This window comes from Christensenella minuta (assembly GCF_003628755.1).
GTDB lineage: Bacteria > Bacillota > Clostridia > Christensenellales > Christensenellaceae > Christensenella > Christensenella minuta.
Genome location: NZ_CP029256.1, coordinates 2,092,840 through 2,115,262, shown reverse-complemented (window position 1 = coordinate 2,115,262; position 22,423 = coordinate 2,092,840). Strand labels below are relative to the sequence as shown.

The 22,423-nt window shown below is 52.9% G+C and carries 21 protein-coding genes; 16 read left to right on the top strand and 5 right to left on the bottom strand.

Translation table 11 applies throughout. The annotated features are described in order from the left end of the window. Positions 1-25 precede the first annotated feature (25 nt). Positions 26-1,852 carry a glutamine--fructose-6-phosphate transaminase (isomerizing) gene (gene glmS, locus B1H56_RS10030; protein WP_066522660.1) on the top strand — a complete coding sequence of 609 codons (1,827 nt, stop codon included), beginning with the start codon at positions 26-28 and terminating at the stop codon, positions 1,850-1,852. 134 nt (positions 1,853-1,986) lie between these two features. Continuing rightward, positions 1,987-2,541: a signal peptidase I gene (gene lepB, locus B1H56_RS10025; RefSeq protein WP_066522658.1), complete on the top strand. Its 555-nt coding sequence runs from the start codon at positions 1,987-1,989 to the stop codon at positions 2,539-2,541. A gap of 270 nt (positions 2,542-2,811) precedes the next feature. Here lepB and B1H56_RS10020 read toward each other — a convergent pair whose 3' ends face one another. Beyond that, the gene (locus tag B1H56_RS10020; protein ID WP_066522657.1) at positions 2,812-3,597 is read right to left on the bottom strand and encodes an SDR family NAD(P)-dependent oxidoreductase; all 786 of its coding nucleotides are present in this window, start codon (positions 3,595-3,597) and stop codon (positions 2,812-2,814) included. Between the two features lie 572 nt (positions 3,598-4,169). Between B1H56_RS10020 and B1H56_RS10015 the strand changes: the two genes are divergently transcribed. From B1H56_RS10015 to B1H56_RS09970, 10 genes are all read left to right on the top strand, one after another. Then, entirely contained in the window at positions 4,170-4,949 is a 780-nt protein-coding gene (locus tag B1H56_RS10015) for a glucose 1-dehydrogenase (RefSeq protein ID WP_066522656.1), read from the top strand. A gap of 88 nt (positions 4,950-5,037) precedes the next feature. After that, the gene (locus tag B1H56_RS10010) at positions 5,038-6,036 is read left to right on the top strand and encodes an ABC transporter permease (RefSeq protein ID WP_066522655.1); all 999 of its coding nucleotides are present in this window, start codon (positions 5,038-5,040) and stop codon (positions 6,034-6,036) included. 70 nt (positions 6,037-6,106) lie between these two features. Then, positions 6,107-7,222 (top strand): sugar ABC transporter substrate-binding protein, encoded by a 1,116-nt coding sequence (locus tag B1H56_RS10005; RefSeq protein ID WP_066522654.1) that lies wholly within the window; start codon positions 6,107-6,109, stop codon positions 7,220-7,222. Between the two features lie 73 nt (positions 7,223-7,295). Beyond that, positions 7,296-8,834, top strand: coding sequence for a sugar ABC transporter ATP-binding protein (locus B1H56_RS10000; RefSeq protein ID WP_066522651.1), 1,539 nt, complete (start codon positions 7,296-7,298; stop codon positions 8,832-8,834). A gap of 167 nt (positions 8,835-9,001) precedes the next feature. Then, on the top strand, positions 9,002-9,769 hold the full coding sequence (locus B1H56_RS09995; RefSeq protein ID WP_066522650.1) for a GolD/DthD family dehydrogenase: 768 nt from the start codon (positions 9,002-9,004) through the stop codon (positions 9,767-9,769). Between the two features lie 16 nt (positions 9,770-9,785). Beyond that, positions 9,786-10,469: a deoxyribose-phosphate aldolase gene (deoC, locus tag B1H56_RS09990; protein ID WP_066522648.1), complete on the top strand. Its 684-nt coding sequence runs from the start codon at positions 9,786-9,788 to the stop codon at positions 10,467-10,469. A 121-nt stretch (positions 10,470-10,590) separates the two neighbouring features. Continuing rightward, positions 10,591-11,325, top strand: a complete 735-nt coding sequence (gene deoC, locus B1H56_RS09985) for a deoxyribose-phosphate aldolase (protein WP_066522647.1) — start codon at positions 10,591-10,593, stop codon at positions 11,323-11,325. Positions 11,326-11,356: 31 nt separating this feature from the next. Then, complete coding sequence (locus tag B1H56_RS09980) at positions 11,357-13,618, top strand: extracellular solute-binding protein (RefSeq protein ID WP_147554721.1); 2,262 nt, start codon at positions 11,357-11,359, stop codon at positions 13,616-13,618. Positions 13,619-13,640: 22 nt separating this feature from the next. Continuing rightward, positions 13,641-15,173 (top strand): xylulokinase, encoded by a 1,533-nt coding sequence (locus tag B1H56_RS09975; RefSeq protein ID WP_066522645.1) that lies wholly within the window; start codon positions 13,641-13,643, stop codon positions 15,171-15,173. A 57-nt stretch (positions 15,174-15,230) separates the two neighbouring features. Further along, positions 15,231-16,283, top strand: coding sequence for an aldose 1-epimerase family protein (locus B1H56_RS09970; RefSeq protein ID WP_066522644.1), 1,053 nt, complete (start codon positions 15,231-15,233; stop codon positions 16,281-16,283). Between the two features lie 141 nt (positions 16,284-16,424). On the opposite strand, the gene B1H56_RS09965 is transcribed toward B1H56_RS09970, so the two are convergent. From B1H56_RS09965 to B1H56_RS09950, 4 genes are all read right to left on the bottom strand, one after another. After that, entirely contained in the window at positions 16,425-16,862 is a 438-nt protein-coding gene (locus tag B1H56_RS09965; protein WP_066522641.1) for an Hsp20/alpha crystallin family protein, read from the bottom strand. Between the two features lie 89 nt (positions 16,863-16,951). Further along, the gene (locus B1H56_RS09960; protein WP_066522640.1) at positions 16,952-17,635 is read right to left on the bottom strand and encodes a DUF2461 domain-containing protein; all 684 of its coding nucleotides are present in this window, start codon (positions 17,633-17,635) and stop codon (positions 16,952-16,954) included. 97 nt (positions 17,636-17,732) lie between these two features. Next, complete coding sequence (locus B1H56_RS09955; protein WP_066522638.1) at positions 17,733-17,924, bottom strand: ferredoxin; 192 nt, start codon at positions 17,922-17,924, stop codon at positions 17,733-17,735. A gap of 174 nt (positions 17,925-18,098) precedes the next feature. After that, positions 18,099-18,452 (bottom strand): cupin domain-containing protein, encoded by a 354-nt coding sequence (locus B1H56_RS09950; protein ID WP_066522637.1) that lies wholly within the window; start codon positions 18,450-18,452, stop codon positions 18,099-18,101. Positions 18,453-18,586: 134 nt separating this feature from the next. On the opposite strand from B1H56_RS09950, the gene B1H56_RS14600 reads away from it, so the two are divergent. The 4 genes from B1H56_RS14600 (at position 18,587) to B1H56_RS09935 (ending at position 22,367) form a co-directional block, all read left to right on the top strand. After that, a complete protein-coding gene (locus tag B1H56_RS14600) occupies positions 18,587-18,754 on the top strand; it encodes a hypothetical protein (RefSeq protein ID WP_156468692.1) in 168 nt (55 codons plus the stop codon). A gap of 218 nt (positions 18,755-18,972) precedes the next feature. Then, complete coding sequence (locus tag B1H56_RS09945) at positions 18,973-19,575, top strand: recombinase family protein (protein WP_066522635.1); 603 nt, start codon at positions 18,973-18,975, stop codon at positions 19,573-19,575. Between the two features lie 318 nt (positions 19,576-19,893). Beyond that, complete coding sequence (locus tag B1H56_RS09940) at positions 19,894-20,403, top strand: transcription termination/antitermination NusG family protein (protein ID WP_066522634.1); 510 nt, start codon at positions 19,894-19,896, stop codon at positions 20,401-20,403. Positions 20,404-20,498: 95 nt separating this feature from the next. After that, a complete protein-coding gene (locus B1H56_RS09935) occupies positions 20,499-22,367 on the top strand; it encodes a nucleoside-diphosphate sugar epimerase/dehydratase (RefSeq protein ID WP_066522631.1) in 1,869 nt (622 codons plus the stop codon). Positions 22,368-22,423: the final 56 nt, after the last annotated feature.

The window sequence follows — 22,423 nt, the reverse complement described above, 5'->3', positions numbered from 1 at the left end:
AATCGGTAAAAACAGGAGAGGTATTATGTGCGGAATAGTTGGATATATAGGGGATAGGAACGTTATCCCGGTTTTGATCGGCGGTTTGCAGAAACTCGAGTACCGCGGCTACGACAGCGCGGGGATCGCGTATCTTGACGATGGGAGAATGACCCTCTATAAGGAAAAGGGCAAGCTTGCCGGGCTTGAGAAAATGGTGGCGGGCAAATGTGCGGAGCACACCGTCGGCATCGGGCATACGCGCTGGGCGACGCACGGTGAGCCCAACCAAAAGAACGCCCATCCCCATATCAATGAGGCGGGAGACCTCGCCATCGTGCACAACGGCATCATTGAAAATTACCTGCAACTGCGGGAATGGCTTACGAGAAAGGGCGTTTCTTTTGTTTCGGAAACGGATACGGAGATCATTGCCCACCTGATTGCTTATTACCTGAAGGACGACCTCAAGGAGGCCGTTTCCCAGGCGATCTCCAAGCTCAAGGGGAGCTATGCCCTGGGCGTCATATGCGAACGATTCCCGGACGAGATCGTCGCGGTCCGTAAAGACAGCCCCCTCGTTGTGGGCGTGGGCAAGAACGAGAACCTGATCGCGTCGGATATTCCCGCGATTCTTGAATATACGCGCGACGTATACTTCCTGAACAACGGCGAGATCGCCGTTGTGAAGAAGGACGAGGTCATGCTGTACGACGAGGTGCTGAACCCGGTCAACCGCGACGTGTTCACCGTGGAATGGGATGTCTCGCAGGCGGAAAAAGCGGGCTATCCGCATTTCATGCTCAAGGAGATCGAGGAACAGCCGCGCGCACTCGCGGATACGCTCAATCCGCGCGTGAAAGACGGAGAGATCAATTTTGACGAGATCGGGATCGACGACGCTATGCTCGCGGGGATCAGGAAAATTACGATCATTGCGTGCGGCACCGCATACCACGCGTCTTATGTGGGAAAATATATCATCGAGCGGTTTGCGCGCGTCCCGGTAGAGGTGGAGATCGCTTCGGAATTCCGGTATAAGAACCCGATCATAGATCAGGACAATTTTGTGATTGTGGTCAGCCAGTCGGGCGAAACGGCGGACACCATCGCCGCGCTCAGGGAGGCGAAAAGCCGCGGGGCGTTCGTGCTTGCGATTGCGAACGTCGTTGGCTCTACCATTGCGCGTGAGGCGGATAAGGTGCTGTATACGCGCGCGGGGCTTGAAATTGCGGTCGCGTCCACCAAGGCATATACAACGCAGCTGATGGCGCTTTACATGTTTGCGTTAAAGCTTGCATATGCAAAGGGCGGGATCACGAAGGAAGAATACCACACGTATGTCGCGGAACTTCAGAAAGTTCCGGAAAATGCGGAGAAGGTGATCCAAAACAAGGAGTTGCTGCAAAAATTTGCCTACGAGCATTTCACAGAGCACAGCGTGTTCTATATCGGCCGCGGGCTCGATTATGCGATGGCTATGGAAGGCTCGTTGAAACTCAAAGAGATCAGTTATATCCATTCCGAGGCATATGCGGGCGGAGAGCTTAAGCACGGCACCATCGCGTTGGTGGAAGAAGGAACGCTGGTTGTCGCGGTTCTCACGCAGGGCGACTTGATCGAAAAATGCCTGAGTAACGTAAAAGAGGTTACGTCGCGCGGTGCGGTCGTTATGGTGGTCACCCAGGAGAAATATCAGGACCTGGTCAAGGACGTGGCGGATAAGATCGTTACCGTGCCCGACGCCATCGATTTCGAGGCGACGATCACATCTATTATCCCGATGCAGATTTTCGCCTACTATATGTCCGTGCAGAAGGGCTGCGACGTGGATAAACCGAGGAATCTCGCGAAAAGCGTGACTGTGGAATAAATACGGCCTTTTGGAGAACCGGACCGCCGGGGGCAGACGCCTTCGGCGGTTTTTACAAATTATTCACGCCGGCCCCGCCGGTTCTGTGGTATAATCAGACGTAAGAAAACAGATGAAGAAGGCAGACGGATGTTATGACAGAAACCGAGTCGAGAGTGGCCAAAAAACGTCAGGAGAAATCAAAAAACATATGGGGTTGGGTGCTTGCGATCGGGATCGCTGTTGCCGTGGCGTTTTTGGTGCGGGCATTCCTGTTTGAGATCATATTGGTGGACGGACCCTCCATGCAGCCCACCCTGCACACGGACGAACGGCTCGCGGTCGAAAAGGTCAGCCGCTATGCGGGGCTTCCCGAGCGCGGCGATATTATCATCGTGCACTATTCGGACGGGACGAACAATAATTACGTGAAGCGCGCCATCGGCCTGCCCGGGGAAACGGTGGAAATCCGGGACAGCACGGTTTATATCAACGGGGAAGCGCTGAGCGAGGAATACACCGGCGAGCAGCCCTATGCGGATATGGAGGCAGTCACCGTGCCCGGGGATACGGTGTTTGTCATGGGCGATAACCGCGCGAATTCTATGGACAGCCGGATGGTAGGGCCGATCCGTCATGACCAGATCGTGGGGCATGCCATGGCGGTGATTTTCCCATTCGATGAGATCCGCGGCCTTGACGGCGCATAAATTTTACCGGGAACGATGGAAGACCGGTCGATCCGGTCTTTTTAATTGCGATTTGGCCGCGGGAAGTATATCGGCGGGCACGAATATAAGCAGCATTACCAAAGGCGGCTTGTGCGGAGGGTCTCAAGGAGGCGCTGGGAAAACACCTTGGTTACCGGGCGGGCCTGTTGGCGCGATGAACAAAATAAGCGATACAAAAAGGCAGGCGGCCGTATAAGCGGAGCCTGCCTTTTTTCGTGCAGCCAAAAAACGGCCCGGGAAGAACAGCCGTTATTTCCCTGTGCTTGCATATTCATGCGCACGGTATGGATTCTGTACCTTAAAAAAGCCGCCGTCCACGCCAATAATCTCTCCCGTCACGTAGCCTGCCTCGGGAGAGGCGAGAAACGCGACCAGCGCCGCAGCTTCTTCACCTGTGCCGAAGCGTTTGAGGGCAATCTGCTTTACCTGCTCGTCACCGCGCTCGCGGATCATCCCATCCGTCATATCCGTATGGATGATTCCAGGTGCATAGGCGTTCACCGTGATGCCGTAAGGCGCAAGCTCAGCAGACATGATCTTGGTAAACATGTTGACCGCCGCTTTGCTGCATCCGTAGCCCACAAGGCCGACGTCCGCGATCGTCGCGGAGATCGAAGATGCGTTCACGATTCTGCCATATTGGTGCTTTTTCATATAGGGAGCGGCAGCCTGCGTCATCAGGAACTGGCTCTTGAAATTAATGCTCAAATAGCGGTCGAGGTCGTCCTCCGTCATATCCTCAAGGAAGGCAAAATCAAAAATACCCGCGTTATTGACAAGGATATCGATGCGTCCGAAGCGCTCGCCGACCGTCCCTACGATCCTTTCCACATCCGCTTTTTTGCTTACGTCCCCCTGGATTACGTCCGACTTCGGCGAAAGCTTTTTCAGCTCGCCCTTCACCTGCGCCGCGCTCTTTCCGTCGGAACGGTAAACCGCGATTACGATATCGCCTCTTTCCGCAAGCGCAAGGCTCATGCTCTTACCCATACCGCGCGTTCCGCCTGTTATGATTGCAACCCTTTGTTCACTCATTTTTTTCACCTCGTCGAATTGATTTACTCTAAGAGAGATTCTGACTATCCGCGATTAAAACAATGTTTTCACATAAAAATGATAATTTAGAACATAACTCTTAAAATTTATTTCATTTTAGCAAGGGGGGATAGGGCTTGTCAATTACTTTTTTGAACGTTCCAAAAAAATTTGGGAAATTTCTAAAAAGCTATTGCTTTTAAAAAAACCGTGTGATAGAATACAACCAACAAAACGAATGGAACGTTCCAAACGAATGGCCGTTCGATGATGAAGTATTTAAATTTTTTATTTTATAGATAGAAACCAGAAAGCAACAAATTACATACCGGCGCCAAAAGTTGAGGAGGCCGCCGCGGTCCGGAAGATCGTGTCCGGTATGACGCCTGAACGATTAAGTACAGATTTCTGTCCATAACAATTTGGGTACCGGGGCAATGAAGAATCGCAGGAAATCCTGCGTTTTTTTATTGCTTTTTTTTATTTTCCGCGCAATTCAGCATGGTAAATAATGTGTAGTTTTTTTACCGTACGTAAGGGCAGAAAACAAAAAATTTGGAGGAATCAAATTCATGAACGTAATCGACAGGTTTTCGATGAAGGGAAAAGCCGGTGTTGTGACCGGCGCCGCGCAAGGCCTCGGGCAGGCGATGGCGGAAGCGCTCGCGTCGGCGGGGGCGGATATCGTGATCGGCGAGATCAATATGGATCTGGCGGCCGAGACCGCAAAGAAGATCGCGAAGACCTACGGCGTACGGGCCGAGGCGGTGAAGTGCGACGTCGCTTCGCCGGAAGACAACCAAAAACTGGTGGAATATACGGTAAATACATTCGGCAAAATCGATGTGATGATTAACAATGCGGGCATCGTAAAGCATATTCCCGCTGAAGACGTAACGCCGGAGGAATGGCTCACGGTGGTTAACATCAACCTCAACGGCGTGTTTTTCGGCGCACAGGCGGCGGGACGCGCAATGATTAAGCAGGGATACGGCAATATTATCAATACGGCGTCCATGTCCGGACTGATCGTCAATACGCCGCAGCCGCAAACCTCCTACAACGCATCCAAGGCGGGCGTGATCCATCTGACAAAAAGCCTTGCGTGCGAATGGGCGCCCCGCAATATACGCGTGAACGCGATTTGCCCCGGTTATATGCAAACGGAAATGACGAAAAAGTTTTTTGCAGACGGAGGCGAGTGGGTCGACCGGTGGATGGCAATGTCGCCGATGAAGCGGCCGGGTACGCCCGACGAGCTGCAGGGCGTAGTGCTCTACCTCGCCAGCGACGCGTCCACCTTTACCACGGGGGCGGCTATCCCGGTGGACGGCGCCTATACCTGCTGGTAAGCACAGGCATTTTTTGTTCATACTGCGGCGCTCTGCCGTACGATGATATATTAGGGCGGTCTGCCCTGGCATTATAGGGAGGAAAATTATGAGGAATCAAACCGGAACGGAACTTGCCGCGAGAAAAAGCGGTACATTCAAAAAGCTAATGGCAAAGCCGGAAATGACGGCTCTCGTCGCGCTGATCGCACTGTTTGTAATCATGTGCATCCTGCGGCCAGCCACATTTCCGACGACAACGAATATTTTTGTTATCATCAGGCAGTTCTCGCTGAACGCAATCCTCGCGGTCGGTATGGGCCTTATCATCATTACGACGGGCATCGACCTTTCGGTCGGGTCGGTCATCGCGGCGTCGGCTGCATTCGGCACATATTTTGCCCGTGCGACCGATTACGCGCTTCCCGGCATCGTGGTATTGCTGCTGATCCTCGGCATGGGTACCGCGTTCGGCCTGGCAAACGGCCTGCTCGTTTCCAAAGTCGGCCTTCCGCCGTTCATCGCCACGCTGGGCATGATGAGCGTCGGGCAGGGCGTCGCGCTGCTCATCACCAACGGTTCGCCGATTCGGTATGAACCCACATGGATTTCCGTATTTGGCGGCGGTTATATCGGGCCGGTTCCGGTTACCGTCATCGTGATGGCCGTGATCGTCGTGATCGGCTTCATATTCGCGAACAATACCATGACCGGCAGGAACATCTACGCGGTCGGTAACAGCGCTCCGGCGGCAAAACTGTCCGGTATTAACGTAGATAAGATTTTGACGCTCGTATATGTGATCGAAGGCTTCCTGGCCGGCGTATGCGCGCTGCTCCTCGTCGGGCAAATGAACAGCGCGGACCCGTCCTTTGGCAAAGGCTACGAGCTGGACGTTATCGCTGCAGCGGTTATCGGCGGCATTTCGATGACGGGCGGCGAAGGAAATATACTCGGCGTAGTCGTCGGCGCGGCACTGATGGGCATATTGAAAAATATGTTCACGCAGCTTGCGGTTTCCGGCTACTGGCAGACGGTTATCCTGGGCCTGATTATCATCGGCGCGGTTGCGCTCGACAGCGTACGCAAAAAACGCGCGGCCCGCTAACCGGCGGCCCATTCACGTATTCACACCGGCCCAGCCGGTTGGATAATAAAAAAATCTGGGAGGAAAGATTATGTTAAAGAAAACCTTAGTAACCCTCGTTGCAGTGATTCTCTGTGTAGCGATGTTGGTTGGCTGCTCTGCGCCTGCCACGGAACCGAGCACGGAAGCTTCGGCCGGGGCATCCACGGAAGCGTCGGGCGAAGCATCCACGGAAGCGTCTTCTGATGCTGAACCTGCCGGCGATTTCACGCCCGCGGCGGATCTCGAGATACCTGCCGGCAAAACGCCGCTGTCCCTGCCTGTAGACCAGGCTGCGGAAGAACCGATCAAGATCGCGACGATCATGGTTCAGAACAACCCCTTCGGCGCGGCTGTTCTCGTAGGTCAGAACTGGGCCAAGGAAGCGCTTGCCGACAGGAACTGCACGGTTGACTGCCAGTCCGTAGAGGATTTCGACCCGCAGAAATGGGCGAGCATCATCGAGAACGACATCGCCGCCGGTTACGACGCGATTTGCTTCTTCGGTATTTCCGAAGCCCTGCAGCCGGTCACGGACAAAGGCGTTGAAGCCGGGATCCTGATGTACACATTCAATACGGAACCGGGCAATAACTCGAAACGCCAGGCTTATTACGGCCAGAGCGGCACGTACGGCGGCGAAGAATGCGGCAAGAAGCTCGAAGAACTGATGGGCGGCGAAGGCAAATATGCCATCATCACCGGCGACTTCACGGTCCTCGGCCATGAAGAACGGCGCCTGGGCGCAAGAAGCATCCTCGACGCGAACGACAAGCTCGAGCTGGTAGCGGAAGTCGAAAACAACGACAAGGCAGAGGAAGCTTACACGCAGACCCAGAACATCCTGACGGCGAACCCGGACCTCAAAGGCCTGTATGTAACGGCGGGCGGCCCGTCCGGCGCTGCGAAAGCCCTCGAAGATATGGGCCTGCAGGATCAGGTAATGCTGGTATGCCACGACGTTCTTGAAGAGACCGCTCCTTATATCGCAAGCGGAACGATCAAGGGCTGCATGGACCAGGATCCGTTCAACCAGGGCGCGCAGCCGGTTATCGACGCGTTCAATCAGCTCGTTGCCGGTGAAGGACCGAAAGAAGAAGTAAACTGGTACGAAGGCGTGATGGCTACGCCCGATACCGTAAAGGAACTGTTCCCGGAACTGTTCTAAGCAGAAAAGTGTTTGAGGATGGGACTGCGCGGCGCGCAGTCCCCATCCTTCAAAAAACGGAGGTTATTAAACTATGAGCAAAGAGCTGATTTGCAAATTAAACGGCATATCTAAGATCTTCCCAGGTGTTAGAGCTCTTGACAATGTAAGCTTTGATATTTACAGCGGAGAAGTGCACGCGGTCGTTGGTGAAAACGGCGCGGGCAAGTCCACGCTGATGAATATACTGTCCGGCGTTTATCCGGCGGACGAAGGAACTGTGGAATTTGAAGGAAAGCCGGTCCTCTTCCGGGAGCCGAAGGAAGCGCAGCTCGCGGGGATCGCGATGATTCATCAGGAATTGTCGCTCGCGCCGCATATGACGGCCGCGGAAAACGTATATGTTGGACGGATGCCCAAAAAGGGACTGTTCATCGACAAAGTAAAGATGTACCGGGATACGCAGGCGTTTCTCGACGAGCTGGGGATCGATTACATCAGCCCGAACGCGATCGTCAAAAACCTGAGCGTATCCGAACAGCAGCTTCTCGAGATCGTAAAGGCAATGTCCTTTCGTTCCAAAATGCTGATTATGGACGAACCGACGGCGTCGCTTACGGAAGGCGAGATTAAATTCCTGCTCAAGATTGTGGATGATCTGCGCCGCAGCGGCGTTGCGATTTTGTATATTTCCCATAAACTGGAAGAGATCATGGAGATTGCAGACAAGATTACGGTCCTGCGCGACGGCAAACACATCGAAACACGCGAGCGCAAAGACATGGACGAGCAGACGATGATTAACCTCATGGTTGGCCGTGAGTTCGACCAGTCCGCACACCGCGAATTTATGAGCGGGTATGAGACGCGTAAGCCGATCCTCGAGGTAGAGCATCTTTCCGACGTGCGCGGGCGTGTAAATGACGTATCCTTTAAGCTGTATGAAGGCGAAGTGCTGGGCCTCACCGGTCTTGTAGGTGCGGGACGTTCCGAGCTGCTGGAGACGATCTTCGGCGCGCACCTGAGAAAAGCGGGCACGATTAAGCTGGGCGGCAAAGAAGTGAGGATCAAGGATACGGAAGACGCGATCAACTATGGCATCGCGCTGATCCCGGAGGGCCGGAAGATACAGGGCCTGTTCCTCAAGATGTCCGTGGAAGACAATATGACGATGGTGTACTTGAAACGGCTTAAGAGCACCCTCGGACTGCTGAATAAAAATAAAGTGAAAGGGATCGCGGACGAATACGTCAAGAAGCTGAATGTAAAAACGCCATCCCTCCAGCAATGCGTCAACAACCTCTCGGGCGGCAACCAGCAGAAAACGATCGTTGCGCGCTGGCTGATGAACGGGCCGAAAATCCTGTTCATGGACGAACCTACACACGGGATCGACATCGGGGCAAAATCGGAAATCTACCGTATCATCGATGATCTTGCGAAGCAGGGCGTGTCGATCATCCTGCTTTCATCGGAAATGCCGGAAGTGCTCTCGCTGTGCGACAGGATCATGGTTATGCACCATGGAGAACTCAGGGGAGTCCTCGGACATGACGAAGCGGACCAGGTAAAGATTATGTCTTATACGCTGGATTCAGCGGCGAACGACACAAAAGAGGGTCAGACCGCTTAACTAAGACAGGATTTCACAAGAAAGCAAGGCGGCTTTATGACCTGATTTTCCACCGCCTTGTTTTTTTACGCCGCATGGGGATGCCTGCCCGCAGGCAGGTCTGCACTGCGGGAAGACAATTTCAGTGCCTGCCCGCAGGCAGGACGGGACGATAAGGAGAATGAAAGATGGCACACAGGGAATTCAATGAAAATTTTGATCTTGCGGGGAAACGGGCGGTCATTACCGGCGCCGCAAGCGGTATCGGCTTTGAGATCGCAAAAATGTATGCGCGCAAGGGCGCGGACATCATCGTGTTCGACCGCGCAGAGTCGGACGAACTGAAGCGGTATGTGGAAGGACTCGGCCGCGAATACCTCGGATATACGGGCGATATCACAAAAGGAAGCGACCGGCAAGGCGTTACGGACGCGGCGGTCGCGCGTTTCGGAAAGATTGATATTCTTGTCAACTGCGCGGGCGTTGGGCTCATCGACAAGGCGGTAGACATGACCGAGGAAATGTGGGACCTCACAATGAATGTGAACCTTAAGGGAATGTTCATGCTCAATCAGGCCGTGGGGCGCACTATGATTGAAAACGGCGGCGGTAAAATTATCAATATGGCGTCCCAGGCTGGTATCGTCGCGCTCGATAAGCATATCGCCTACGGCGTCGCGAAGGCGGGCGTGATCTATATGACAAAACTCTTGTGCTTTGAATGGGCGCAGTATAATATCAATGTGAACGCGATCTCTCCGACGGTTATCCTCACCCCCATGGGCGAAGCCGCGTGGGAAGGCGAAGTGGGCGAGGCGTTCAAAAAAACCATTCCGGCCCGGCGTTTCGGATATCCTGAAGAGGTCGCCGCCTGCGCGGTGTTCCTTGCGAGCGACGCGGCAAGCCTTATCAACGGGGAAAACCTCGTGATTGACGGCGGCTATACGATCCAATAGCAGAAAGGGAAGAACTATGAACAGTCAACTGACATTTGAAACCCTGCCCGGCATTGTGGACATCAGCGCCCTTTCCGTTCCCACAACGGAAACGGACGTGAAGGAACTTGCGGATGCGGCAAACAAGTACGGTTTTATTGCGGCGTTTGTCATGCCATGCAATATCGAACACCTGAAAGAACGGCTCGGACCGGAGAGCAAGGTTGTTATCGGCGCACCCATCGGTTTCCCGACGGGTACGGACCTCACGCAGGATAAGGTGTTCCAGGTGAGGGAGATGAAAAAACTTGGATGTACTGAGTTTGATATGGTGCTCTGCGTATCAAAGCTGAAATCCGGCAGGCTCGACTATGTCAAAGACGATATCGCCGCCGTGGTTGATGCCGCGGACGGTTATCCGGTCAAGGTAATCCTTGAAGTGACCTATCTCACGGACGACGAGATCAGGAGGGGAAGCGAAATCGTGGCGCAGTCCGGTGCGCAGTACGTTAAAACGGGCACCGGATATTCGGCAAAGCCGACCGAAGTGCGCCATGTTGAATTGATGAAACAGACGGTGGGCGACCACGTTAAGATCAAGGTTGCCGGCGGCGTGCGCGATTTTGCCATGCTGAAGGCATTCTATGATGCGGGCGCGCAGCGATTCGGGATCGGTATGAAATCGGCGATCAACATTTTGGAATCTATCAGAAATCAGTAATTCTCATTTTTTTCCTCAGCGCGGATGGGAGGGGCGTTGCTGCCGCCCCTCCGGACCGCACACAATGAAACTATTTCATTTTCTGTCAATTTAAAATATAATATATAGGAGAAAAGCTGCCATGGAAAAGAAAAAAATCACAGTACAGGAAATCGCGGACGCGCTCGACCATTCCCTTTTGCGTCCGGATATCACGGTAAAGGAACTGAAGGAAGGCTGCGGTCTTGCCAAACAGTACAAATGTGTTTCGGTATGCGTGCGCCCCTCCGACCTGCCGATTGTGATCCGTGAGCTTGAGGGCACGGACGTGCTCCCAACTACGGTCATTGGTTTCCCGCACGGCACCTGCACGACGGAAACAAAGGTTTTCGAAACGAAGGATGCGATCCTGAAAGGCGCTGTGGAAGTCGATATGGTTATGAACATCGGAAGGTTCCTCTCGGGCGAGTACGATTATGTGCTGGATGAGATCAAGCAGGTCGCAAAGGCCGCGCACGACGGCGGCGCGAAGCTCAAAGTCATCTTTGAAAATTATTACCTTACGGATGAACAGATTATCAAAGCGAGCGAGCTGGCGAAGGCAGGCGGCGCGGATTTTTCCAAGACGTCTACCGGCTACGCGGGCGGCGGCGCAACGATCCACGACCTTAAGATCATGGTAGAGCACGCGGACGGCATGAAGGTAAAAGCCGCGGGCGGAGTGAAAACGCTGGATGCGGCGCTGGCTGTCCTTGCGACGGGCACGGTGCGTATCGGGACGCGCTCCTCGAAGAATATTCTCGAGGAAGCGGTAAAACGCGATGAAAAGGGCGAACTGTTCCTAAGCGACGAAGGAGAGCTTGGAACAGGATATTGACCCAAATAAATATAGGTTGGTGAAAAATTTTATGGCAACGATGAAAGACGTTGCGAGATTGGCCGGGGTTTCCCACGGTACGGTCTCTAACATAATAAACGGGGCAAAGGGAGTCAGCCTTGACAAGGTGAAGCGCGTTGAAAAAGCAATGAAGGAGCTTGCTTACGAGCCAAACGCAATTGCGCGCAGCCTGCGGCTGAGCAAATCCATGCAGATCGATGTGATCCTGCCCAATATCGTTGCCGCCGCTATGGCCCAGATGTATACGAACCTTTCGGCGCTGTTTGCGGAAAAGGGCTATGTGACCAACCTGCATATTACCAATGAGGACGCCGAGCTTGAGACCCGCCTGCTTAATATGTCCCTGATGCATAATGTGGATGGGGTGATGCTGGCGACCTGCCAGCCCCAAAATACTGAGCTGTTTCGCAGGCTGCGGCAAAGCGGGCTTAAAATTGTCTTCCTACAGCGTGAGCCTGACGACGAAAAGCGCCACTATGTCGGCCTTGACGCGCGGCGGCAGGCGAGAAGCACGGTTTCGCAGCTGCTCAAGGCAGGATACGGGAATATCGGCATTCTCCTGAGTCCGATCCAGTATACGCTTGAGGAGCAGACGTTCAACGGCTATGTAGAAGCGCACCGCGACCACAACCTGACGGTGCAGCAGCATCTGTGCGCAGTATCGAGCTACGACAGGGAAGGACTTTTGAAGGAGGCGCTGCGCCTTGTTGCGTCGGCAAAGCCGCCGCAGGTGATCCTGGTGATCTGCTCCCAGGCGATGGATGCTGTGCTCAAGGCGTGCGAGGTGCTCCACATCCCGAAACATGCGCGGCCGCTCGTGGTGGCCAATATGCCGACCTCATGGACGCTTACCTCGCGTGAAGGCGTGATCTATGTGCCGCATCCCTATATCGAGCTGGTGGAGGCGGCGTTCCAAATGATGCTGGATTACATCGAAAGGGGCGCGAAATTTTCGGCGCGCACCGTTTTCCTGAAGGTTAAGCCGGAGCATCTGAAGGAGCTTGACCCAAAGCCGGAAATCAAGGTGACGGAGCCGCGCAGGAAGCTGCGGGTGCTGCTTACGATCGACCGGGCGCGTTATGCGATGGAAACGATGAAATCCGATTTCGAGCAGAAAACCGGGATGGAGCTTGAGATCGACGCCAAAGCCTATCCGAAGATGTACTGGGCGATCCGGGACGAATGGTATAAGGACAACTACGATGTGTTTGACGTAGATATCCCGTGGCTCGCGGAATTTGCCCAGAAAAAGGTCGTGGAAAACCTGGACAGGTATATCGCGCGGGATCCGGATTATTATGACGATATGCTGCCCAATATTTTTGAAAAATATTCGCTCAGGCAGGGTTCCGTTTACGCGATCCCCTTCACGTTCTGCACCCAACTGCTTTTCTACCGTAAGGATTGCTTCGCGGATATCCGCATGCAGCGCATGTTTTACGAACAGCATAAAAAAGAGCTTCGGCCGCCCCATACGTGGGAGGAATTTAATTTGGTCGCGCAGTTCTTCACACGTAAATATAATCCGGATTCCCCGACGGAATTCGGGACGACGCTTGGAAGCCGCATGTCGTCGGGCGGTGTATGCGAATACTTGCCTCGGCTATGGTCGTTCGGCGGCAAGGTGCACGACGGCACCCGTTTTACGCTCGACAGTGAAGAGGCTGTCCGCGCGCTGGAAAATTACAGGGAAAGCTTCCGCTATGCCTCGGACGGATCGTGCGACAACTGGTGGGGAGAGCAGGCGGTGGAATTCCGCAGCGGCAAGACGGCGATGATTACGCTGTTTACGGATAATATGTCCACCGTAACGGAATGGAGCAAATCCCGGGTTAACGGAAAAATCGGCTTCAGCTTTATGCCGGGCAAAGTCAGCGTGGACGGCGGCTGGGCGCTTGCCGTGAACGCCGGCAGCAGACAGAAGGATGCGGCGTTCGAGTTCATCAAGTGGGCGACGGACCGGGAAATCTCGGTTTTGAACACCATTCTTGGGGGCTTCGTCCCGCGCCGTACGGCGGTGGAGAACCTTGAGGTGGCAAACGTTTATCCGTGGCTGCACAGGACGGTGGAAGCGAGCGAATTCGGACGTACAAGAGAGCTTCCCCTAAAAACAGACGGGACCTGTCTTTCGGAACAGAGGTTCGAGGATATCCTTGGGAAGGCGGTATACGATACCGTCACAGGCCGGTCAGACGCATGTGCGGCGCTTGCGGCCGCGACCGAAAAACTAAATATACTGCTTGCGGCAGACGAATTGCAGAAAGTGGAATAAGAATCGAAGGAGCCTTAGGAAAATGGAACAGAAAATAATTGCGTGGGACCTTGGAACCGGCGGAAACAAGGCCTCCCTTTACGATAGCGATGGCAACTGCATCGCGGCCGCCTTTATGTCTTATAATACGACCTATCCGGCGCACGGCTGGCACGAACAAAAGCCGGAGGACTGGTGGGAGGCGATCGTAAAGAGTACGCGCCTTCTGCTGGAAAAAGCAAAAGTGGATAAAAACGATATTACCTGCTGCGGTATTTCGGGCCACAGCCTCGGAGCGGTACCGGTCGGCAGGGATGGTACGCTCCTGCGGGAGTTTACGCCCATTTGGTCCGACGGACGCGCGACAAAGCAGGTTGCGGACGTATTTGAAAATTACAGCGAAGAAAAATGGTATATGACGACGGGCAATGGCTTTACCCCTGCGTTTTATTCCGCATTCAAGATCCTGTGGTACCAGGACAACGAGCCGGAGGTCTACCGCAACATCGGCAAGGTGATCGGCACCAAGGACTACATTAATTATAAGCTGACGGGCCGTTTATGCACCGATCCGTCGTATGCTTCGGGCAGCGGCGTATGGGACCTTGAAAACTGGCGGTATTCATCCGGGCTTATCGCCGCGATGGGGCTGCCGGAAGAGATATTTCCCGAGGTTGTCGCTTCCACGGATGTGATCGGCCAAATCTCGCAGGAAGCGGCGGACGAGCTCGGCCTCACGACGAAGGTAAATGTCGTTGCGGGCGGCGTGGACAATTCCTGTATGGCGCTTGGCGCAAAAGCGTTTAAGGAGGGCAGGGTATATAATTCCCTCGGTTCCTCTTCGTGGATTGCGGTCTCCTCTCAAAAGCCGCTGCTCGAGGCGAATTCCCGTCCTTATGTTTTCACCCATGTAGTCCCCGGCTATTTTGCTTCCGCGCTGTGCCTTACGGCGGGCGGCACATGTTTCCGCTGGATGCGCGACCAGATGTGCCGGGAGTTTGTCGAAGAAGCAGAAAGAACGGGGAGCGACGCTTACGACCTGATGACGCAGGAGGCGGCAAAATCCCCGGTTGGTGCGGGCAAATTGCTCTTCAACCCCAGCCTTGGCGGAGGGATGCCGATGGATAAGAGCTACAATCTGCGCGGCGCGTTTATGGGACTTGACCTCATTCATACGCGCGCGGATGTGATCCGCGCCTCGATGGAAGGTATCTCTATGGGGCTTCGCGCGTGTCTCGATAAACTTCGTGAGCTGACGGATATCGCGGACGAGATGCTGCTCGTAGGCGGCGGGAGCAAAAGCCCACTCTGGCGGCAGATCTATGCGGACGTTTACAAGATGCATGTTTTGAAGTCCAACATTGACGAACAGGCGGCTGCGCTCGGCGCGGCTGCGTGCGCGGCAGTCGGGACGGGCATCTGGTCCGATTTCGACAAGATCGATTCCCTGCATAAGATCGAAGAAGATGTTGCGCCAATCCCCGAAAATATGGCATACTATGATAAAATGATGAAGGTATATCACAAGGCCTCGGACAGCCTGTCCGACCTTGGCGATATGCTTATGGAAATCTGAGGCGCGGCGGCGGAACGGAATGGATTCTGTTCCGCCGTTTTAAACAGGAGGCAAGTAATGGAATTATTCGGGAAAAAAGTGACAAAAGAGGAATTGGGTAAATACGTAGGGGATATGTCGCAGATCGCGGATGCGCGCGAGGGAATGCTGACCGCGGGCAAAGCGGATGGCGTGCGCGTCATTGATGTGAAAACGGGCGGCGGATTTTCGTTTTCGATCCTTCCTTCGCGGGGGATGGATATTGCATGGGCGGAATATAAGGGAACGCCCATCGCGTATATCGGAAAACCGGGGGTCGTAAATCCGGCCTATTTTGAAAAAGACGGGCTGGGCTTCCTGCGCGGTTTTTTCGCGGGGCTTATGACAACCTGCGGTCTTACCTATATGGGCGCGCCGTGCACAGACGCGGGTGATACGCTTGGTCTGCACGGAAGGATCAGCAATACGCCCGCCTGCGACGTAGGCGTCAGCAGGGAATGGGAGGACGGCGATTATGTGATCCGCATCCGCGGGAAAGTTGCAGAAAGTGCTGTGTTTGGCGAAAACATGGTGCTGACACGTGAATTCATGGTGAAAATGGGCGAAGCGTGCGTGCATGTGCGCGACCGTGTGGAAAATTGCGGCCATACGCAAGCGCCGCTGATGCTGCTTTACCACTGTAACTTTGGCTATCCGCTCGTCAGCGAGGATACTGTGCTGATCGAGCCGGAGGGCACAAAGGTGCGCGCGCGGGACGCGGAGGGTGAAAAAGATATTGACCGTTACATGAAGTTTGAAGCGCCTGCGCATGGCTATAACGAGCAGGTGTTCTATCATGATATCCCCAAGGTAAAGGGCGACGAGAGCTATGCCTGCCTGTATAATAAAAAGCTCGGTCTGGGCGGATACGTAAAATTCAACCGTGCGCAGTTCACAAATTTCGGCGAATGGAAAATGATGGGAGAGGGTGACTATGTGGTAGGCCTCGAGCCGTCGAACAGCCTGCCGGAGGGCCGCGCCGCCGCGCGTGAACGCGGACAGCTGGTCATGCTTGCACCGGGCGAAACGAAGGAGTTCGAGTTTACCATCGGGGTCGTTGAAGGCGAGGATGGGATCGGGAAAATCCTCTGAGGAAGGCCGGAAGCGGGCGGTACGCCGCCATCCTTCACGGCAGATGCGTTTGTAAAGAGATTAAGTTTCTTCCTTATAATATACTTAGTTGCAAAGAGGCCTGCATCACAGAAATGATGCAGGCCTCTTTGCTTCTTTTTGTCACCTGATGTCAATTTTTTTGGATTTTTTCTTTTCTTCGCCATTCTTCGGAAGAACGACTTTCAAAACGCCGTCTTTGTATTCCGCAGTGATGTCGTCTTCTTTGACGTCGCTCACCGAGAACGAACGGGAAACACGGCCCATACGGCGCTCATTCACCACATAATTGTCTTTTTCGGTCTTGGACTCCTCATTCATGTCTGCACTGATCGTAAGGATTCCATCGTCATAGGAAACGTCGATCATCTCCCGGTGAAGGCCCGGAAGATCGGCGTCAACCTCATAGCGGTCGTCCTTATCCTTGACGTCCACCCTGAAATTGGTGAATCCATCCGATCCGTTGAAGAAATTGCGCATGAAACTTCCGTCCCAAAAACCGAGATCGTCAAATCCCTTTGAAAGACCATGCCGGTGACCAAATGGAATTAATCCTGCCATTTTTATCCATCTCCTTTTCTTGCTTCTTATTTAAATAATACCAACATAGCAGGATTTTAAACGTCTGAATTTGTAAAAAAAGTGTGAATTCAGGCCTCGGCCAAAAGCCGTTCTTCCACCTTGCACAGGAAATCATAAAAGGGCGCGAGCAGCGTGAAACCATCCGAAAGCGTCTTGTATAAATCCGGCGAAAACAGAAGGCTCGCATCCGTGCTGTTTCGCATCCAGTCAAGGTTTTTGCGGTCAAGCCAGCTGCGCATGTCCTTCGGTGCGTCCGGACATTTGCTTCGTTTATAAAATTCGCCCTCCAGCGTAAAAATGTCCTGCTTTTTCATGGCACGGAACGCCTTTTGGAACGCCTTGTCGCCTTCGAGGGCCATCCTGCGGATCATTTCCATGGTACGCGGTGGAGCGCCGTAATATCCGCAGCCATAACGGAAGCCCTGCGGGGAAAATTCGAGCACAAACCCCGGCAGGCAGCCAAATTCACTTTTGCTGCGCGCAAACACAATCCACATTACCTCGCGGTACAGGGATTTATCACGGGAAAAACGCGTGTCACGATAGATACGCGAGATGGCTTTTCCCACCTTGGGTTCAGTAATAATCAGCGGATCGATCTTTTGTATGGTAGGGGCAAGCAGGTTCACAAGCTCTGCCATGGGCGCAAGCACATATTCCTGGTATTCCGGCTTATGCGCGCGGAACCATTCCCTGCTGTTGTTGAATTTATTTTGCGCTAAGAAATTAAGCGTTTGCTTTGAAATAGGCATGATATTTTCCCTCCTGTATTTATTTTAACACAAGGAGGGAAAAAACAGCAAAAGCCTGCCGCGCCTGCGGCAGGCTTTTGCATAAAATCGTCGTGCCTTAATCGTCGTTGATGGAGATGACGCTCACCGGGCAGCCGCTTTCCGCCTCAAAAGCGCTTTCCTCATTGTCCGGCGTAATTTCGCCGTAAACCTCCGCGACGTTACAATCCGTCATACGGAACACTTCCGGACATACGCTTTCGCAAAGGCCGCAGCCAATGCAGCCATCTTCGATTACCGCTTTTTTCATACCTTAGACCTCCTTATTGTCGCATTGTTTCCTTTTCCGGGTTTCCCTACAGGGCGCCCCGCCGTGCCGGGAGAAAACATTGCATGATAACGCCGCGGTATTTTCCAACCGGCGCCTGTTATGGGATAAACCCAATATTCCCCTTATAAACCGGCTATGCGCGCCGATGACTGTTTATTCGCCTTCCGGCTTGGACGGAAAAACGACGGCCAAAAACATTTTGAATTTTTCCACAGCATAAACGGCGTGGGGATGACGAGCGGGCATCAGGATCGCCTCGCCGGCGCGCAGGGGGTGCTTTTCCCCGTCGATCGTGATTTCTCCAATACCGTCAAGCGCGATCACGAGCGCGTCTCCGTGGGATTCGTGCGTGCTGATTTCTTCTCCCTTGGCAAACGCAAACAATGTAAGGCTTACCGCGTCGTTTTGTGCAAGCGTTTTGCTCGCCACCTGGCCGGGCGCGTAATCTACAAGGCCGGCAAAGGGCAGAACGGTCGCGGTTTCAATATTTTTCATCAATTGATCCATAAGTTTTGCCTCCTTCTGTTTCTCTTATTTTAATAAGCCTTTCCCGGCCGGCCAAACCACATATTTTGGCGGGAAACGGTTTAACTGCGGGAAATGGGTTTAACAATAAATCACAATCAAAGGAGGTAATTGTTATGAGCAAAAGAGATATCAATCCCGGTGAATTCGTGGAAGAAGATGAAGTCGTGATGACGGATACGAAGCCCGCGGATGTGGAAGAATTCAAAGACGACGGCGTCTCTGCGGCCTTTCTGCGCTTTGACGATATAGACGAAGACGAACCGGAGCCGAAGAATCGATAAAAATACTGCCGGAATTTTAGGCCCCGCCTGGTATACTCAGGCGGGGCTTTTTGCGGTTTCCCTTTTCCCATAAAAAAGCGTTTCTGAATCCCTGCAAGCGCAAAAATGAATTTTTTATGCTCTCTCTTCATTTACAAATTTTAATCGGATGAAAAGGAATGTTCCTCTACAATGAATATTAGTGAAAAAACATCAGAAAATATGAATAGGGGAACAGTATGGAACAAAGAGAATATGGATATGCACGAGTATCGACAAAAGAGCAGCATGAGGACAGGCAAATTTCCGCCCTGCTGAAAGAAGGAATCCAAAAGGAGAACATTTTTATCGACAAACAGAGCGGGAAGGATTTCGAGCGGCCTAAATATAAGAAACTTTTAAGGCGGCTGAAAAAGGGCGACGTGGTATTCATCAGCTCTATTGACAGGCTTGGAAGGAATTATGCCGAAATCATGGACCAGTGGCGGATCATGACACGCGAAAAGCAGGCGGACGTTGTGGTTCTTGATATGCCGCTGCTGGATACGCGGCAAAAGGGAGACGACCTGACGGGGATATTCATTGCCGATCTGGTATTACAGATATTGTCCTATGTCGCGCAGAAGGAACGGGAAAACATCCGGGCGCGGCAGGCGGAGGGAATTGCCGCCGCCAAGGCGCGGGGAGTAAAATTCGGCAGGCAAAAAATGGAGGTTCCCTCAAATTTCCGGGAAGTGGCAGCTCTTTGGAGGAATGGGGGAATCCCGCTCAGGGAAGCGCTTGAAAAATTAGAGATAGGCCGGACCTATTTTTTTAAGAAGATAAAAGAATTTCAAATATAACAGCCCGAAAAAATAATTCGCAAAATTATACTCAAAAGTATACTCAAAAGTACTAACGATATCACAGTTGACCAGCTTACCGCTTTCCTTACAGAAAGCGATTTCCTCTATCTTTTATTATAATGAAAGTTCACCAAAAAACAAGTGCGTATTACTATACTTTGACGTACTGTATAATTTAAATGCAGCTATCTCATCCATGGCTTTACATCTGCTTACAAAGTTGACAGCTTGAATACAATCCGTGTATGGGAGCGTACAACGCAGGCAGCGTGGCGTGATCCCTGCATAGACTTATAGGCGGTGTAGGTTAGGGTGATGAAATTTCCCTATTGCTATTGCGTATCCTGCTATTCCGGGGAGGAAGAGAAAGTAGCGGATAAAATCAGGCGTATTTGCGGCTGTTATTCGCTTGTCCCAAGGTATGAGCGGGAGGAGAAGAAAAAAGGAACCTGGGAAAAACGCCGGCATGTGCTCCTGCCGGGGTATATTTTTTTATATTCGGAAACACCTCTGAATTTCGGTTTGTTTTATGGGATCAGCCAGCTGACCGGCTGTCTGAAATACGACGATGGTTTTGAGCTGCGCGGGGACGACCTGAAGTTTGCGGAATGGGTTTTGCGTTATCATGGGGTGATCCGCCTGTCTCAGGCTGTTATGGAGGGAGACCATATCAAGATCATAGACGGGCCGCTTGCGGATTACGAGGGCATGATAAAAAAGGTAAATAAACACAGGCGCAGCGCCATGGTGGAAATTAAGGTCGGGAGCCATGTCAAGGATGTCTGGATGTCGTTTCAGTGGTTTGACGCACCAGAGCAGATATAAAAGAAAGAAAGCTGAGGGAGCTGAACAATTGTTCGGCTTTTTATTTGGCTGAAATATTTAAAAATAATTAATTGCATCTAAGGGGGTGAGGGGCCATGCAGGAAAAAAAGACGTATAAAATTCACAGGACACGCAATTCGATCATTGTGTTCCTGGTATTGTGCGATATCGTGTCCGTTTTTCTTTCGCTTTATTTTGCCGTATGTATTCGTTTTGAAAGCCTGAGCCCCGCTTTTGGTACAAATTTGCTGTGGCTTGCCTGGCCTCTCCTATCGGTGCTGTTCTGCGTGCTGTTTTACCTGTTCCGGCTGTATCACAGCATGTGGAGGTACAGCGGCATCTCGGAGGGCCTGCGTATTATCGCCAGCGTTGTGATCGGGAGCGCGATCTGTTTTGGATGTGACCTGGCTTTTGACCTGCATATCCCGCTCTCCATACAGATGCTTTTTTCCTTGCTGCTGATGGTCTTTCTCTGCGTTTCGCGCTTTGGTTACCGGGCGGTCCGGCACCTTTCGATCCGGAAGAACAGTAAATCGCCCGCGCGGGCCAGTCTGCTTGTTGTGGGTGCGGGTTCCGGCGCGGCAATGATTATTGCGCAAATGCGCGGCTATGGGAGGTACCGGGATATTGTCGCCGTAGACGATGACGCCAATAAGCAGAAAATGCGGATCCAGGGCGTCGAGGTCGTTGGCTTTGTCCGGGATATTCCCAGGATCGTGACCCAGAGGAGCGTATCGGATATCATCGTGGCGATCCCCTCGCTGAAGGGAGAAAAGCTCTCGGAGATCCTCGACTTGTGCCGGAAGACCGGCTGCCGGGTCAGGATCCTTCCGCTGATTCAGGAAATGGACACGGAAAAGAAAAAAGGAGCGCCGCCCCTGCGGGAGATCCGGGTGAACGATATCCTGTTCCGCGAAGAAGTCCAGCTTGATATGGACAGCATCGGCGTATATCTCAATGGAAAAGATGTTCTCGTAACAGGCGGCGGCGGATCGATCGGTTCCGAAATATGCAGACAGGCGGCCCGCTTCAACATCAAGAGCCTGACCATCTTCGATATTTATGAAAATACGGCTTATGAACTGCATTGCGAGCTGAAACGGCAGTATGGAGATGCGCTGGATGTCAAAATACGGATCGGCTCGGTGCGGGAGATTGAACGGCTGAAGCAGGTTTTTTGCGAGGTGCATCCTCAGATCGTGTTCCACGCCGCGGCACATAAGCATGTGCCGTTGATGGAGGACTGCCCGCTGGAGGCCATCAAAAACAATGTACAGGGCACGCTGAACACCCTGCAGGCGGCAAATGAGGCTGGAGTGGAGCGGTTTGTAAACCTTTCGACGGATAAGGCGGTGAACCCGACCAGCATTATGGGCGCGACCAAGCGCCTCACGGAGATGGCGGTGCAGTCCTTCGCGAAAAAGACCGGGATGAAATGTATGAGCGTGCGGTTTGGCAATGTGCTCGGCTCGCACGGCAGCGTCATTCCGCTGATGGAAAACCAGATCAGGAACGGAGGCCCGGTCACCGTTACCCATCCGGATATCGTGCGTTATTTCATGACGATTCCGGAAGCAGCGCAGCTGGTGCTGCAGGCGGGCGCCCTTGCCAACAGCGGTTCGGTTTATGTGCTGGATATGGGCAAGCCGGTCAAGATCATGGAGCTTGCAAAAACACTGATCCACTTTTACGGATACGAGCCGGATGTGGATATTCCCATCGAGATCATCGGGCTGCGCCCGGGTGAAAAGCTTTATGAGGAGCTTGCTATGGCTGAGGAAAAAGAGCGGCTCGATACGACGGCGCATAACCGGATATTTAAGCTGGGTCCGGGCGAAACATCCTTTGACCTTGAATTGTTTGAGCAGATGCTGACCCTTGCAAATAATAATGATATGGATGCTATCGGCCGGCTCAAGCAGATTGTAACGACCTACCAGCCGTGGTGTGACAGGGATCGGTGAGAAGGCCATAGCTAGTTTTTTAATTGCACAGATGATAGTTATCTTTATGATGTCGG

What these genes read in the sequence shown, in the direction of transcription:
- B1H56_RS10020 (WP_066522657.1), bottom strand. Translation starts at nt 3,597, where the DNA reads ATGAGTGAACAAAGGGTTGCAATCATAACAGGCGGAACGCGCGGTATG.
- B1H56_RS09935 (WP_066522631.1), top strand. Translation starts at nt 20,499, where the DNA reads ATGCAGGAAAAAAAGACGTATAAAATTCACAGGACACGCAATTCGATC.
- deoC (WP_066522647.1), top strand. Translation starts at nt 10,591, where the DNA reads ATGGAAAAGAAAAAAATCACAGTACAGGAAATCGCGGACGCGCTCGAC.
- B1H56_RS09970 (WP_066522644.1), top strand. Translation starts at nt 15,231, where the DNA reads ATGGAATTATTCGGGAAAAAAGTGACAAAAGAGGAATTGGGTAAATAC.
- B1H56_RS10005 (WP_066522654.1), top strand. Translation starts at nt 6,107, where the DNA reads ATGTTAAAGAAAACCTTAGTAACCCTCGTTGCAGTGATTCTCTGTGTA.
- B1H56_RS14600 (WP_156468692.1), top strand. Translation starts at nt 18,587, where the DNA reads ATGAGCAAAAGAGATATCAATCCCGGTGAATTCGTGGAAGAAGATGAA.
- B1H56_RS09980 (WP_147554721.1), top strand. Translation starts at nt 11,357, where the DNA reads ATGGCAACGATGAAAGACGTTGCGAGATTGGCCGGGGTTTCCCACGGT.
- B1H56_RS10015 (WP_066522656.1), top strand. Translation starts at nt 4,170, where the DNA reads ATGAACGTAATCGACAGGTTTTCGATGAAGGGAAAAGCCGGTGTTGTG.
- deoC (WP_066522648.1), top strand. Translation starts at nt 9,786, where the DNA reads ATGAACAGTCAACTGACATTTGAAACCCTGCCCGGCATTGTGGACATC.
- glmS (WP_066522660.1), top strand. Translation starts at nt 26, where the DNA reads ATGTGCGGAATAGTTGGATATATAGGGGATAGGAACGTTATCCCGGTT.
- B1H56_RS09975 (WP_066522645.1), top strand. Translation starts at nt 13,641, where the DNA reads ATGGAACAGAAAATAATTGCGTGGGACCTTGGAACCGGCGGAAACAAG.
- B1H56_RS09940 (WP_066522634.1), top strand. Translation starts at nt 19,894, where the DNA reads ATGAAATTTCCCTATTGCTATTGCGTATCCTGCTATTCCGGGGAGGAA.
- B1H56_RS09955 (WP_066522638.1), bottom strand. Translation starts at nt 17,924, where the DNA reads ATGAAAAAAGCGGTAATCGAAGATGGCTGCATTGGCTGCGGCCTTTGC.
- B1H56_RS09960 (WP_066522640.1), bottom strand. Translation starts at nt 17,635, where the DNA reads ATGCCTATTTCAAAGCAAACGCTTAATTTCTTAGCGCAAAATAAATTC.
- lepB (WP_066522658.1), top strand. Translation starts at nt 1,987, where the DNA reads ATGACAGAAACCGAGTCGAGAGTGGCCAAAAAACGTCAGGAGAAATCA.
- B1H56_RS09995 (WP_066522650.1), top strand. Translation starts at nt 9,002, where the DNA reads ATGGCACACAGGGAATTCAATGAAAATTTTGATCTTGCGGGGAAACGG.
- B1H56_RS10000 (WP_066522651.1), top strand. Translation starts at nt 7,296, where the DNA reads ATGAGCAAAGAGCTGATTTGCAAATTAAACGGCATATCTAAGATCTTC.
- B1H56_RS10010 (WP_066522655.1), top strand. Translation starts at nt 5,038, where the DNA reads ATGAGGAATCAAACCGGAACGGAACTTGCCGCGAGAAAAAGCGGTACA.
- B1H56_RS09945 (WP_066522635.1), top strand. Translation starts at nt 18,973, where the DNA reads ATGGAACAAAGAGAATATGGATATGCACGAGTATCGACAAAAGAGCAG.
- B1H56_RS09965 (WP_066522641.1), bottom strand. Translation starts at nt 16,862, where the DNA reads ATGGCAGGATTAATTCCATTTGGTCACCGGCATGGTCTTTCAAAGGGA.
- B1H56_RS09950 (WP_066522637.1), bottom strand. Translation starts at nt 18,452, where the DNA reads ATGGATCAATTGATGAAAAATATTGAAACCGCGACCGTTCTGCCCTTT.